The 13,867-nt window shown below is 59.1% G+C and carries 12 protein-coding genes; all 12 read left to right on the top strand.

Going from position 1 to position 13,867, the window contains the following annotated elements; genetic code table 11:
• Window positions 1–45: 45 nt before the first annotated feature.
• The 12 genes from sbcB (at window position 46) to G547_RS20830 (ending at window position 13,806) form a co-directional block, all read left to right on the top strand.
• Entirely contained in the window at window positions 46–1,518 is a 1,473-nt protein-coding gene (gene sbcB, locus G547_RS0109620) for an exodeoxyribonuclease I (RefSeq protein ID WP_027329682.1), read from the top strand.
• A 150-nt stretch (window positions 1,519–1,668) separates the two neighbouring features.
• A complete protein-coding gene (locus tag G547_RS0109615; protein ID WP_027329681.1) occupies window positions 1,669–2,889 on the top strand; it encodes an argininosuccinate synthase in 1,221 nt (406 codons plus the stop codon).
• Between the two features lie 292 nt (window positions 2,890–3,181).
• A complete protein-coding gene (gene ccoN / locus G547_RS0109610) occupies window positions 3,182–4,633 on the top strand; it encodes a cytochrome-c oxidase, cbb3-type subunit I (RefSeq protein ID WP_027329680.1) in 1,452 nt (483 codons plus the stop codon).
• An 11-nt stretch (window positions 4,634–4,644) separates the two neighbouring features.
• On the top strand, window positions 4,645–5,256 hold the full coding sequence (gene ccoO, locus G547_RS0109605; protein ID WP_027329679.1) for a cytochrome-c oxidase, cbb3-type subunit II: 612 nt from the start codon (window positions 4,645–4,647) through the stop codon (window positions 5,254–5,256).
• A 3-nt stretch (window positions 5,257–5,259) separates the two neighbouring features.
• Window positions 5,260–5,511, top strand: a complete 252-nt coding sequence (locus G547_RS0109600; protein ID WP_027329678.1) for a CcoQ/FixQ family Cbb3-type cytochrome c oxidase assembly chaperone — start codon at window positions 5,260–5,262, stop codon at window positions 5,509–5,511.
• Window positions 5,512–5,513: 2 nt separating this feature from the next.
• Entirely contained in the window at window positions 5,514–6,419 is a 906-nt protein-coding gene (gene ccoP, locus G547_RS0109595) for a cytochrome-c oxidase, cbb3-type subunit III (protein WP_027329677.1), read from the top strand.
• Entirely contained in the window at window positions 6,406–7,821 is a 1,416-nt protein-coding gene (gene ccoG, locus G547_RS0109590) for a cytochrome c oxidase accessory protein CcoG (RefSeq protein WP_027329676.1), read from the top strand. Before ccoP ends, ccoG begins: the two co-directional genes overlap by 14 nt.
• A 45-nt stretch (window positions 7,822–7,866) precedes the next feature.
• Complete coding sequence (locus G547_RS20840) at window positions 7,867–8,421, top strand: FixH family protein (protein ID WP_051235167.1); 555 nt, start codon at window positions 7,867–7,869, stop codon at window positions 8,419–8,421.
• Entirely contained in the window at window positions 8,408–10,873 is a 2,466-nt protein-coding gene (locus G547_RS0109580; protein WP_051235165.1) for a heavy metal translocating P-type ATPase, read from the top strand. Before G547_RS20840 ends, G547_RS0109580 begins: the two co-directional genes overlap by 14 nt.
• A 15-nt stretch (window positions 10,874–10,888) precedes the next feature.
• Complete coding sequence (ccoS, locus tag G547_RS0109575; protein ID WP_027329674.1) at window positions 10,889–11,092, top strand: cbb3-type cytochrome oxidase assembly protein CcoS; 204 nt, start codon at window positions 10,889–10,891, stop codon at window positions 11,090–11,092.
• Window positions 11,089–11,868, top strand: a complete 780-nt coding sequence (locus tag G547_RS20835; RefSeq protein ID WP_245573452.1) for a sulfite exporter TauE/SafE family protein — start codon at window positions 11,089–11,091, stop codon at window positions 11,866–11,868. Before ccoS ends, G547_RS20835 begins: the two co-directional genes overlap by 4 nt.
• 225 nt (window positions 11,869–12,093) lie before the next feature.
• Complete coding sequence (locus G547_RS20830; RefSeq protein ID WP_051235162.1) at window positions 12,094–13,806, top strand: BamA/TamA family outer membrane protein; 1,713 nt, start codon at window positions 12,094–12,096, stop codon at window positions 13,804–13,806.
• Window positions 13,807–13,867 lie beyond the last annotated feature (61 nt).

Genomic DNA, 13,867 nt, shown 5'->3' with positions numbered 1-13,867 from the left:
TGAAGGGACTGACGGGGTGAAAATAGCGGTAAAGGGAGTCAAACGGTGGCCGAACGCGAATCCAGAACCCTCTATTGGCACGATTATGAAACCTGGGGCGAAGTCCCGGCGCAAGACCGGCCCAGCCAGTTCGCCGGCGTGCGCACAGACGAAGACCTGAACATCATCGGTGAGCCGCTGATGGTGTATTGCCGTCCTGTCGTTGATTGTCTGCCCAAGCCCGAGGCCTGCCTCGTGACCGGAATTACCCCCCAATTGGCTCAAGAAAAAGGGGTCGCGGAACCCGAATTTATCGCCGCCGTGGCTTCGGAGCTGGGCCGGCCCGGTACCTGCGGGGTAGGTTACAACTCCATTCGCTTCGACGATGAAGTCACACGCTTTACCTTCTATCGTAACTTTTTTGACCCCTACGAACGGGAGTGGCGCAATGGCAACTCCCGCTGGGACCTGATCGATGTGGTGCGCATGACCCGGGCGCTTCGGCCCGAGGGCATTGAGTGGCCCGACTATGAAGACGGTAAGCCCTGCTTCAAGCTGGAAAAACTGACCGAAGCCAACCACCTGGATCATGCCTCGGCGCACGACGCGCTCTCTGACGTCCATGCCACCATTGCCATGGCCCGGCTCATCAAAACCCGGCAGCCGAAACTGTATGACTTCGCCTACCGGCTGAGAGATAAACGGTTTGTGGCGGGCTTTATCGATATCGACGGTCACAAACCTCTGCTGCACATCTCCGGCATGTATCCCGCTCAGCGCGGCAATGCGGCCCTGGTGTTGCCTCTGGCCATGCATCCCACCAACAAAAACAGTGTGGTGGTGTTTGACCTCTCGGAATCTCCCGCCGACCTGTTGCGCTCGCCCATGGAGTCACTCAGAGAGCGGCTGTTCGCGCGCGCTGAGGAACTGCCCGAAGGGACGACGCGACCGCCCTTGAAAGAAATTCACCTCAATAAAAGCCCGATGATTGCGCCGGCCAATACGCTTGAGGATGCCACGGCGCGACGGCTGGGTATTGACAAGGCCGGGGCGGAGGCGAACTGGCGGACCCTGGCTGATTTGACCCTCAGTGAACAGACCCAACTGCGCCAGAAGTTGGCGGACCTCTACCGGCAACCCGGGTTCGAGCCGCGCACCGATCCGGATCAACAGCTTTATGAGGGCTTTTTTGACGACCACGACCGCAAACTGATGACCGAGCTGCGCCGTACTCCTCCCGAGGCGCTGGGGCAGGTGAGGTTTGATTTTCACGATTCGCGTCTGTCCGAGCTGCTGTTCCGATACCGTGGGCGTCACTTCCCAGACTCCCTTGCAGGCCCTGAGCGCGAGCGCTGGCGGGCCTTTTGTCAGCAACGGTTGACCGATCCAGCGGCCGGAGCCGGTATGACCTGGGGGGAGCTGCAAGAGCGGCTTGCCCGTCTGCGGAGTCAGCCTCTCGGCCATGAGCAGCAGCGGATCCTGGAGTCGCTTGAGCACTATGCCCGTAACCTGCTGAGCGATTGCGGCCTCCAAGGCTGAACGTCGCCCAACACCCCTCGCGGCAACCGGTCTCGATTATCGCTCTGGCGGCTATGGGATTTCCCGGCCATCGCGGGTACAATATGCGCCGCTTCAAACCCGGCACTGCGCCGGGCCTCACGACGTACACGATCTCAGCGGGAGCACTCTATGTCATCCATTCAGAAAGTGGTGTTGGCCTACTCTGGCGGCCTGGATACCTCAGTCATCGTCAAGTGGTTGCAGGAAACCTACAACTGCGAAGTAGTGACCTTCACCGCCGACATCGGTCAGGGTGAAGAAGTGGAACCCGCACGGGCGAAGGCCCAGGCGCTGGGGGTGAAAGAGATCTACATCGACGACCTGCGCGAGGAGTATGTTCGCGACTTCGTCTTTCCCATGTTCCGCGCCAACGCCATTTACGAGGGCGAGTATCTGCTCGGCACCTCCATCGCCCGCCCCCTGATTTCCAAGCGCTTGATCGAAATCGCCAATGAGACCGGCGCTGATGCCATCGCCCATGGTGCCACCGGTAAGGGTAATGACCAGGTACGCTTCGAGCTGGGTGCCTATGCCCTGAAGCCGGGCGTGAAGGTGATCGCCCCCTGGCGCGAGTGGGACCTGACCTCTCGCGACAAGCTGATGGCTTACTGTGAAGAACACAATATTCCGGTGGACTTCTCCAAAGGTAAGAAGAAGTCTCCTTACTCCATGGATGCCAACCTGCTGCACATTTCCTATGAAGGCGGTGTGCTGGAAGATCCCTGGACCGAAGCCGAAGAGGAAATGTGGCGCTGGAGCGTTTCCCCCGAGCAGGCGCCGGATCAGCCCACCTACATTGATATCACCTACGAAAAAGGCGATATCGTGGCGATCGACGGCAAAGCCATGTCGCCCGCGACGGTACTGGAGCACCTGAACAAGGTCGCCGGCGCCAATGGCATCGGCCGCCTGGATATCGTCGAGAACCGCTACGTGGGTATGAAATCCCGCGGCTGCTACGAAACCCCCGGTGGCACCGTGATGATCAAGGCCCACCGGGCGATCGAGTCCATCACGCTGGACCGGGAAGTGGCGCACCTGAAGGACGAACTGATGCCCAAGTACGCCGAACTGATTTACAACGGCTACTGGTGGAGCCCGGAGCGCAAAATGCTTCAGGCGGCCATCGACCAGTCCCAGGAGTTCGTGAGTGGTGAAGTGCGCCTCAAGCTCTATAAGGGCGGCGTTCATGTGGTCGGGCGTCAGTCTGGCCAGAGCCTTTTTGATGAAAAAGTCGCCACGTTCGAAGACGATGCCGGCGCTTATGACCAAAAAGACGCTGAGGGCTTCATCAAGCTGAACGCGTTGCGTATGCGCATCGCCGCAAGCAAGGGGCGTACCCTGCGCTAAGAAATTCGGGCGCCGTGCCCGAAGGGCCCCGTGCCCGAGGTCAACCCGCTCTTGAGGTTTCCAGCCTCTGGGGTGGGCGGGTTGGCCCAAAGCCCATGAAAAATGGGTGACCCCACCACTAATAACAATTCCACAGCGACTGACGAACCGCGCTTTTTTGACTAAGGTCAAGAAGGCGTGGCGAGCTTTAGGCGAAAATGCCCCGCGTGTCGCTTCTCCAGTCATCAGAAGGCGGAGAATGAGCGTACACACAGGGCGGCAACGAGTTGATTTGAAACAATGGGAAAAACCTATGAGTAGTAACCTGACAGCGGCCGGTGATCACCCGGTGTACGACTACAAGGTCGTGCGTCAGTTCTCCATCATGACGATTGTCTGGGGCATCGTCGGTATGGGAGTTGGCGTGCTGATTGCGGCCCAATTGGTCTGGCCGGAACTGAATAATCTGCTACAGCCATACACTCATTTCGGCCGACTGCGCCCACTGCACACCAACGCGGTGATCTTCGCCTTTGGTGGCTGTGCGCTGTTCGCCACCTCCTACTATGTGGTGCAGCGGACTTGCCAGGTCAAGCTCTTCGGCGGCTGGTTGGTACCTTTCACCTTCTGGGGCTGGCAGGCAGTCATTGTGCTCGCGGCAATCACACTGCCCATGGGGTTGACCACCACCAAGGAGTACGCTGAGCTCGAGTGGCCTGTCGATATTCTGATTACGTTGGTGTGGGTGAGCTATCTGGTGGTGTTTTTCGGCACCATCGCCAAGCGCAAAACGTCCCATATCTACGTGGCCAACTGGTTCTATGGGGCGTTTATTCTGACCGTGGCGGTGCTGCATGTGGTCAACAGCGCGGCCATTCCCGTGGCCTGGTTCAAATCCTATTCGGCCTATTCCGGCGCGGCGGACGCCATGATTCAATGGTGGTACGGCCACAACGCCGTGGGCTTCTTCCTGACCGCCGGCTTCCTGGGCATGATGTACTACTTTGTGCCCAAGCAGGCCAATCGGCCAATCTACTCCTACCAACTGTCCATCGTGCATTTCTGGGCGCTGATCTCTGTGTACATCTGGGCGGGTTCTCACCACTTGCACTACTCGGCGTTGCCCGATTGGGCCCAGAGCCTGGGCATGGTGATGTCGTTGATCCTGCTGGCGCCCAGTTGGGGCGGCATGATCAATGGCATCATGACGCTCTCCGGTGCCTGGCACAAGCTGCGGACCGACCCGACGCTGCGCTTCCTGGTGGTGTCCCTGTCGTTCTACGGCATGTCGACCTTCGAAGGGCCCATGATGTCCATCAAGACCGTGAACGCTTTGTCGCACAACACCGACTGGACCATTGGTCACGTGCACTCCGGTGCGTTGGGCTGGGTCGCGATGATTTCCATCGGTGCCATCTACCACCTTCTGCCGATCCTCTTTGGCAAGAAGGAAATGTACAGCGTCAAGTGGATCAATATCCACTTCTGGCTGGCCACGGCCGGCACTGTTCTGTATATCGCCTCCATGTGGGTGAACGGCATCATGCAAGGCCTGATGTGGCGAGCCTTCAATGCTGATGGCACGCTCACCTACAGCTTTATCGAATCAGTGATCGCCAGCTACCCGGGCTATTTTGTACGGTTCCTGGGCGGTGCGGTCTTCTTGAGCGGTATGTTGTTGATGGCCTACAACGCCTGGCGGACGGCTGCGAGTTCGACCTCTGTGGCGGGCGAAGATAATCAGACTCAGCCTGAAGCGGTTTAAGGGAGCGGTTCATGAAATATCACGATATTGTTGAAAAAAATATTGGCTTGATGACCGTGTTGATGGTGGTTGCGATCAGCTTTGGCGGCCTGGTGCAAATTGTTCCCCAGTTCTTTCTGAAGGAAACCACCGAACCGGTGGCGGGGTTGAAGCCGCTCGGTCCTCTGGAGCTGGAAGGGCGGGACATCTATATCCGCGAAGGCTGCCACGTGTGCCATACGCAAATGGTTCGCCCACTGCGCGCGGAAGTGGAGCGCTACGGCCATTACTCGGTGGCGGGTGAGCATGTGTATGAACACCCCTTCCTTTGGGGCTCCAAGCGCACGGGTCCGGACTTGGCGCGCGTCGGTGGCCGTTACTCCGACGACTGGCACAAGGTGCATCTGTACAACCCGCGCACGGTGGTGCCCGAGTCCAACATGCCGGCTTTCCCGTGGCTGTATGACAACAAGCTGACCGGAGAGCATACCGAGGCCAAAATGCGTGGTTTACGCAAAGTCGGCGTGCCCTACACCGACGAAGACATCGAGGGTGCGGCGGAAGAGGTCAAAGGCGTGACTGAAATGGACGCTCTGGTGGCCTATCTGCAACAGTTGGGCACCCTACTGACCGAGAAGCGGTGATTTATGGATCAGGGAACCCTGGGCGCAATCTCAACCGTTTTGGTGACCATTGCCTTTATTGCAGTGTGCTGGTGGGCCTTTTCCCCCCGACGCAAGAAGCGCTTTGACGACGCGGCGAACCTGCCCTTCGCCGACGAAGATCAGAACGAGAAAAAGCCGGAGTCCAATCGCCGCGAAAATGAGGCTGACGGCTCTGAAGAACAGACAGAACAAGCGGATCATCGCAACCGTGATGAGACAGACAGGCGGAATTGATTATGAGTACATTTTGGAGCCTTTGGATTATTGTCCTCACCCTGACCAATCTGGCACTGTTGCTTTGGGTGTTGTTGGCCAATCGCAAAGTTGCGGTACGTGATGACGAAGACCCCGAAAACCGCACGACCGGCCATGTGTACGACGGCATTGAAGAATATGACAACCCGCTGCCCCGGTGGTGGTTCAAACTGTTCATCGCCACATTCATTTTTGCCGGTGTTTACCTGTTGCTCTATCCGGGTTTGGGTAATTTTTCCGGCCTGCTGGACTGGACCCAGGAAAAAGAGCTCCGTGGCCACCAGCAACAGGCGCAAGCGCGTTTTTCCGACAAGTTTGGCGAGTACGCCAATACCCCCATCGAGGAACTGGCGCGCAACCCGGACGCCATGAAAATGGGCCTTCGGCTGTTTGCCAACAACTGCGCGGTGTGTCATGGCTCTGATGGCGGCGGCAACTGGGGTTTCCCCAACCTGACCGATGACGCCTGGCTGTGGGGCGGCTCACCGGAGCGCATCAAGCAGACCCTGATTGATGGCCGCCGGGCCGCCATGCCGGCCTGGAGCGCGCCGCTGGGTGAGGAGGGTATTGCCCAGGTCACCGAGTATGTGTTGAGCATGGGCGGACGAGAGCACGACGCGGAAATGGCCTACCAAGGCGAGCAGCTTTTCAATCGCAATTGTGTCGCTTGTCACGGCGCCGACGGTACCGGCAACAATAACTTGGGCGCGCCCAACCTGACCGACGATGCCTGGCTGTATGGTGGTGAGCCCTCAGAGATTCGCCAGACCCTGCGTGTGGGGCGCAACGGCGTCATGCCAGCTCAGGGCGAACTGCTGAAAGACAACCGGATTCATATCCTGGCGGCGTATGTCTATAGCCTGTCCCTGAACTATGACGAAGAATAAGCACGACGAAACGGAAAACGATACAGGGATTCGCTATGTAAACCTCTACGAGGCCGACGAAAAGGTCTACATGCGGCGCATCACCGGCTTTTACCAGCGGTTGCGCCGGTACACGGGCATTCCGCTGCTGCTCGGCTTTCTGCTGATGCCTTGGCTCGTTATCGACGGCCGGCCCGCCATGTTGTTCGATCTGCCCGAACGGCGCTTCCATGTCCTGTGGCTCAGCTTTGGGCCTCAGGACGGGATGTACCTCGCCTGGCTATTGATCATGGCCGCTTTCCTTCTGTTCACCGTGACCGTTCTGGTCGGTCGCGTCTGGTGTGGTTTCACCTGTCCGCAAACCGTCTGGACCCAGATGTTCATCTGGGCCGAATTTCTGTGCGAGGGCGACCGTAACAAGCGCATGAAGCTGGACGCTCAGCGCTGGGGGCCGAACAAGCTGGCGCGCAAAGGGGCCAAGCACGGCATCTGGCTGGCGATCGCGCTGGTGACGGCACTCACCTTCGTGGGCTACTTCGTGCCCATCCGTGAGTTGTTGGTCGGGTTGGCCACCATCGACATTCATCCCGCCGCCGCCTTTTGGGTCTTTTTCTTTACTGCCGCGACCTACATGAATGCCGGTTTTATGCGCGAGCAGGTGTGCAAGTACATGTGCCCCTATGCGCGCTTTCAGTCGGTGATGTATGACAAAGACACGCTGACGGTCTTTTACAACTACGTTCGTGGCGAACCACGCGGCCCGCGTAAACCCACTGATGACCGACACGAGAAGGGCTTGGGGGATTGCATCGACTGTTCCTGGTGCGTTCAGGTCTGTCCGGTGGACATTGACATTCGCGACGGCCTACAGGCTGACTGCATTGACTGTGGTCTGTGCGTGGATGCCTGCAACGCGGTAATGGATCGGATGAACTACCCTCGAGGGTTGATCAGTTTCACCACCGAGGATGCCATTGAAAATGGCCATACCCGTGTGTTCCGACCGCGCCTGCTGGGTTACGGCGCTCTGCTGGTATTGATGTTTGGAGTGTTCGCCTATTCTCTCAGTGAGCGTCTGCCCGTGGGGCTTGATGTGCTGCGCGACCGGGGGATGCGACTGTATCGTATCAGTGGAAATGAAGTGGAGAACGTCTACACGCTCAAGATCAACAACAAGGATCGAGAGACGCATGTTTACAGTTTGTCCGTCAGGGGTGACTATCCCTTTGAGGTGGAAGGCTACCGGGCATTGCCGGTCGAAGAGGGCGAGGTGTTGACCGTTCCCGTTCGCGTCGCGGTGCCGCGCGAGTCCCTGGACGAGGTCAAAACCTCGGTGACTTTGAGAATTGAGGCACGGGATAACCCCGAGATTTTCACGGAACACACCACCACCTTTATTGGTCCGACGCCGCGTGACCTTTGATGATCGGTTCGCCAACATCACCTCGACGCATTTGCGAGATTCTGCATGACACAACGCTCTGACAACGGTCCCGCCTACCGCCAGCCCTGGTTCTGGTTCGTCATGTCACCGCTGATTGTGGTGATCTGTGTGTCCCTGACGTTCGCGGGTATTTCAATCTTCCATGCGGACGATCGGGTCGTGGATAACTACTACAAACAGGGGCGCACTATCAATCAGAGCTTCGCGCAGGAAGCTCGCGCCCGGGAGCTTGGGGTTCTGGCGGACGTTCGTTTCGACCAAAGTACGGGCGAGGTGATGGTGGAGCTGAGCAAGGACGGTTCTATGCCGGAGGAGCTTCACCTGATGGTGGGCCATCCGGTGAATGCCGACCAGGATCAACATATCGTCCTACAACCTCTGCGTGATGGTTACTATCGTGGTGATTTGCTCACAGCCCTTTCACATCGCCGCTACCTGACCCTGCTTCCGGAGTACGACGGTGGGAGCTTGCGCTCGGCTGAATGGCTTTTGCGCGGCGAGATTCAGTTTGAACTCGGTCAGCAAACGCAACTGAAACCCACTGATCGCGGCCAGTCGACATCGGATGCCCAGCCCTGAGAGACGCTCCGTGACAGACGCCCAGACCGCCACCCCTTGTTACCATTGCGGTTTACCCGTCCCGGAGGGTGCCCCGTTTTCCGTTACCATTGACGGAGAGCCACGGCCCATGTGCTGCCCGGGTTGCGAAGCCGTGGCGGGTGCCATCGTTGATGGCGGTCTTGAGCGCTTCTATCGCTTTCGCACGGAGGCGAACGAGAAACCGGATTCGGACCGCCCTGCGCAAGCCGAGTGGCAGTTATACGATCTACCCGATATTCAGGCTGACTTTGTGGTCGATGCCCAGAACGGCGAACGCCGCGCTCAGTTGCTGCTTGAAGGCATCACTTGCGCCGCCTGTAGCTGGTTGATTGAAACCCACCTCAAACGGTATTCGGCGGTGACGCAGCTGACCGTCGATGTTTCAACCCATCGTTGCACCCTTACGTGGAATGCCGAACAGCAGCCGTTGAGTGAGATTATGTCGGGATTGGCGCGCATCGGTTACCGACCGCGACCGGCCACGGATGAAGCACAACGTGCCATGGCCCAGCAAGACAACCGGCGGTCGCTGGCCCGGCTCGGTGTGGCGGGTTTCGGGATGATGCAGACCGGTATGGTTTCGGTGGGGCTCTACACCGGCGCTGCGGAAGAATGGCAACTGTTCCTGCGGTGGTTGAGTTTCCTGGTGGCTACGCCGGTGGTGCTCTTCAGTGCCGCGCCTTTCTTTCAGGCTGCCTGGCGTAGTCTACGCGTCGGGCAGTTGATTATGGATGTTCCGGTCGCCCTGGCCATTGGCCTGGCCTATACAGCCAGTGGCTGGGCCACGGTGACCGGCGGGGGCGAGGTGTATTTTGAGTCGGTGACCATGTTCACCTTCTTCCTGTTGGTGGGGCGCTACCTGGAAATGCGCACTCGCCACCGAAACCGGCTCGCCTATGGCAACCTTGCCCAACTGATGCCATTGAGTGCCCATCGCCTCTCTGAGACCGGCGAGGAAACGCCGGTACCGGTCAAGACCCTGCAAGTGGGCGATCGGGTTCGCGTGCGAAGCGGAGAGACCTTTCCTTGCGACGGGGAAGTGACAGACGGCCAGAGCGAGGTGGTCGAAGCACTCCTGACCGGTGAGTCCCAGCCTGTCCCCAAGGCGCCCGGAGATCGGGTGGTCGGCGGTACCCTCAACAGCGAGAGCGCTCTGGAGCTGCGGGTAACGGCGGTGGGCGGTGATACCCAGCTCTCTGCCATTGAGCGGCTGGTGAGCAACGCTGAGGCCGACAAGCCCCATCAGGTCGCGCTGGCGGACCGGGTAGCCCGCTATTTTGTCGGTGCGGTGTTGGTCATCTTTGCTCTGGTCTGGGGCGTTTGGCAGTGGATTGACCCGGCGCACGCCTTCTGGGTCGCATTGTCGGTCCTGGTGGTGACCTGCCCTTGTGCCTTGGCGCTTGCCATGCCTGCCGCCCTGACCGCCGCCACCGCTAATCTGCGTCGCAAGGGGTTTCTTATTGCCCGTGGCCATGTCCTCGAGACATTGGCTCATATAGACCGGGTGATTCTGGATAAAACCGGAACCCTGACGCTCGGGCGTTTCACGTTGCTCGCCGTTGAGCCGATGCCGGGCCGGGAGCGGGAGGAACTGCTCTCTATAGTCGCTGCCCTGGAGGCGCCCGCCCGCCACCCCCTGGCCGATGCCTTTCGACCATGGGCCGGCCCCCGACGGGCAACCAATACCCGGCAATACACCGCCGCCGGTGTGGAAGGCGAGGTGGATGGCCAGCGGTACCGGTTCGGGAACGTCCGCTTCTGCCGTGAGTTGTTTGGAGGTGCCGAGCCTCTTGAGGCGCCGGATCAAGTCCAGCAATGGTTGCTGTTGAGTGATCTTCACGGCCCTCTGGGCTGGTTTGCCGTCGGCGATGAGGACCGTCCCGGTGCCGATGCCCTGGTGACGTACCTCAAGCAACACGGGCTCGCGGTGGAGCTGCTCAGTGGCGATCGCTCCGGTGCGGTGGCGTCATTGGCCCAACGTTTGGGGGTTGATCGGTACACGGCCGGCGCTCACCCGGATGAGAAGTTGACTCGGCTGCGCGCCTGCCAGGCCGAAGGCGAGCGAGTACTGATGGTGGGAGACGGCATCAACGATGTGCCGGTACTGTCCGCGGCGGATGTCTCAGTGGCGATGGCTTCAGCCTCGGACCTGGCCCAGACCCGGGCGGATGCGGTATTGTTGAGTCGGGACCTGGCAACGTTGATTGAAGCACTGAGGTTGGCGCAGCGGACCCGACGGGTGATTCGCCAGAACCTGACGTTTTCACTGGCCTACAACCTGCTGGCACTGCCGTTGGCCGCTCTGGGGCTGATTCCGCCCTGGCTGGCGGCCATCGGCATGACCGCCAGCTCGCTGATTGTCATTTTCAATGCCTTGCGTCTGCACCGGAGCCGTTCGGTCTCGACGGCCGGTGCCGCGCGTCCGGTTTAGGACGGGAGAGTTTACGTGGAAAGTTTGTTTTTGCTGGTGCCGATTGCACTGATCTTCGTGGCGATTGCGCTGAAAATTTTCTTTTGGGCCATCAAGAGTGGCCAGTATGACAATCTGGACACGGAAGCTCACCGGATACTGTTTGACGAGGACGAAAACGACGCCCAACCCGCCGCCAAACCAAAAGCCGACCCCGGGCAGAAGGGACCTCGCCAGTGACGCCTGAAACCTCGGGAGCGTGGTTGGCGGCGCTAACCCTGGGCCTGTTCAGCGGTGCTCACTGTATCGGTATGTGTGGGGGCATCATGGGTGCGCTGTCGGTGGCCATCCCTCCGGAGGCCCGTCGACGGCGCTGGCGCTTGCTTCTTGGCTATAACATCGGCCGGGTAGCGAGTTACACCTTGTTGGGAACGCTGGCGGGCGCCATGGCGGGCGGCTTCTCACCGCTGGACCCTGTGCTGCGTCTGGTCGCCGGCCTATTGCTGGTGGCCATGGGGCTTTACCTGGCTGACTGGTGGCGTGGTCTGGTATGGCTCGAGCGGGGCGGCCGTCTATTCTGGCGCTACCTGCAACCGCTGGGACGGCGCCTGATGCCAGTGCTTCGGCTGCGTCAGGCGCTGTTGCTCGGCGCTCTCTGGGGCTGGTTGCCCTGCGGTCTGGTGTACACGGCACTGGCTTACGCTCTGGCTCAGGGCGGAGCCCTGGCGGGAGGCGGTGTGATGCTGGCGTTCGGGTTGGGCACGCTACCGGCTGTACTCGCCGCGGGAGCGGCCGCCCAGACGGTGACCCGTTACCTGCAAAAGCCCGCCTTGCGTCGCGTGCTGGCATTGTTGATCATCGGCTTTGGCGTTTGGACGCTCTGGCCTTCGGTGAGCTCAGGCGGGCATTCTCACGGCTCTCACGAGGCCGCTTCCGAAACTCCCACTGAGCCGCCGGCTCCCTCAACCCGTCCCCCCTCCGAATCCGACGACACGCCGTCGCAACATCACCACTAAATTGTGGTCCTAGCGTCTACCAGGCGATAAATTCCCTCCGGTTGGGGTGACGCCGTGTATTTTTCCGGTATAAGATGGAGCCATACAATGATCGGTACCCAAAGACGGGCCCCGGTGGGCAAACGCGATAAGCGTGAACGGCGCGATAAAAGCGATAAACGCAAAAGCGAAAAGAGTTACGAAAGTTGAATGCCAAGCTGTCACCGAAAAGGGCTCGGAGCCTCAATGATCAGTAATACCCGCGCGGCCCTGCTCTGGCTCTTGGCGTTTATGGTTCCACCGTTCAGCTATGCGAGCCCCGTGAAAACCGAAGCGGTGACCGGCAAGAATGGTCAGGCCTGCGTGCAATACCGCTATCAATACCGTGACCTTGCCGAACAGCGCCGGAGCGAATTGGTATTTGAAGCTCTGGATGAACACCAAGGCAAAACCATCCGCAAAATCCAATTTGAAAGCCGCGCTATTTTCGATGAGTCCAACCCCGCTGAGGACAACTGGCTCTACCGGGGTTTCAACCGTCTGCACATCAACACTCGCGAATCGGTTCTGGCCACACAGTTGCTTTTCAATGAAGGGGAGCCGTTGCGCGAACGCTTGGTGGAAGAGTCCGAGCGGATTCTGCGCGGCCGCAATTATTTGACCAGTGCCTACATTGTCCCGGCCATGGCCTGTCCGGACTACATCGACCTGTTGGTGGTGACCCGGGATGCCTGGGTGACCGAGCCGGAGATAACCTTTACCCGCGAGGGGGGAGAAACCGAGTCGGGCTTCGGGCTGAAAGACGGCAACTTTCTCGGGACGGGGGACGCCATTTCGGTAAGCTACGCCAACGATGTCGAGCGCAGCCTGGTCAGCTATGAGTACAAAACCAATCATCTGTTTCGCACCCGTTGGGCCACCCGGCTGTACTACGCCCAGAAAAGTGATGGAGAGGACACGGCGTTCAGCCTTGAGAGGCCGTTCTATTCGCTCGAAACGCCATGGGCCACCGGAATTGTGACTGAAAACATTTCCGAGATTCGTGTGATTCGTGAAGGTGGCGAAGACATCAACGAGTTCCGTCATCGCGACCGGAACCGAGAGGTGTATTTCGGCTTGGCCGCGCGCGCCGACGAGCGGTTTACCCGACGGTGGCGTATGGGGGTAACCCGTGAAAGCGACCTCTTCAGTCCGACCGACCTGACCGAACTTGGGGTACCGGAAGACCGCAAGGGCAATTACATCTGGCTTGGAATGGAAGGCATCGAGAACCGCTTCGCCACCTACAAAAACCTCAACCAGATTCAGCGCACTGAAGATGTGGCGATGGGGGTGAACTACCGCTTTCGCGTGGGGTACGGCGGCGAACGTCTGGGCAATGAGCGCGATTTGATTCGTTACCGCGGCTCTTATAGCAACGTGATTGGTGTGGGGGAGCACCACATTCTCCAGTTGCACGGTGAGTTTGATGGTCGACATTACAAAGCACCCAACCCGGTGGACAGTGGCGTTTTGGGCTTGGAAGTCAATTACAACTGGTTTCGGGACGACCAGAACCGCTGGTACCTTCGGCTGCGCTATGACATCGGTGAGAATCTTCAACAGTATGAGCAGTTGACGGTGGGGGGCGCCAATGGCTTGAGAGGCTACCCCATCGACTATCAACGGGGTGATCGTCGCTATGTGTTGAACATTGAACGTCGATACTTCTCAGATCTGCATCTGTTCAACATCGTTCGTATGGGCGGTGTGGCTTTCTTCGATGTGGGCCGCAGCTGGGGAACGCAGATTGACGACGAGTCCAATCCCCATTTGGCCAATGTGGGCATCGGCTTGCGCTTCAGTTCCAGCAAAACCAAGGTAGGCAATGTCTTACATGTGGACTTGGCAGCGCCGCTGTCGGATCAGGCGGGGCTCGACTCCACTCAGATACTGATCAAGGCGGAAAGCTCTTTCTAGAAAATCGAAAGACCAGCCACAAAAAAGGGTGCCCCGAGGCACCCTTTTCAATAAACCGTTC

Source organism: Marinimicrobium agarilyticum DSM 16975 (genome assembly GCF_000423345.1).
Classification (GTDB): Bacteria; Pseudomonadota; Gammaproteobacteria; order Pseudomonadales; family Cellvibrionaceae; genus Marinimicrobium; species Marinimicrobium agarilyticum.
The sequence above is the reverse complement of the archived record's forward strand: the minus strand, read 5'-3'. Positions and strand labels throughout refer to the sequence as shown.

What these genes read in the sequence shown, in the direction of transcription:
- G547_RS0109615 (WP_027329681.1), top strand. Translation starts at nt 1,669, where the DNA reads ATGTCATCCATTCAGAAAGTGGTGTTGGCCTACTCTGGCGGCCTGGAT.
- ccoN (WP_027329680.1), top strand. Translation starts at nt 3,182, where the DNA reads ATGAGTAGTAACCTGACAGCGGCCGGTGATCACCCGGTGTACGACTAC.
- ccoO (WP_027329679.1), top strand. Translation starts at nt 4,645, where the DNA reads ATGAAATATCACGATATTGTTGAAAAAAATATTGGCTTGATGACCGTG.
- G547_RS0109600 (WP_027329678.1), top strand. Translation starts at nt 5,260, where the DNA reads ATGGATCAGGGAACCCTGGGCGCAATCTCAACCGTTTTGGTGACCATT.
- ccoP (WP_027329677.1), top strand. Translation starts at nt 5,514, where the DNA reads ATGAGTACATTTTGGAGCCTTTGGATTATTGTCCTCACCCTGACCAAT.
- ccoG (WP_027329676.1), top strand. Translation starts at nt 6,406, where the DNA reads ATGACGAAGAATAAGCACGACGAAACGGAAAACGATACAGGGATTCGC.
- G547_RS20840 (WP_051235167.1), top strand. Translation starts at nt 7,867, where the DNA reads ATGACACAACGCTCTGACAACGGTCCCGCCTACCGCCAGCCCTGGTTC.
- G547_RS0109580 (WP_051235165.1), top strand. Translation starts at nt 8,408, where the DNA reads ATGCCCAGCCCTGAGAGACGCTCCGTGACAGACGCCCAGACCGCCACC.
- G547_RS20830 (WP_051235162.1), top strand. Translation starts at nt 12,094, where the DNA reads ATGATCAGTAATACCCGCGCGGCCCTGCTCTGGCTCTTGGCGTTTATG.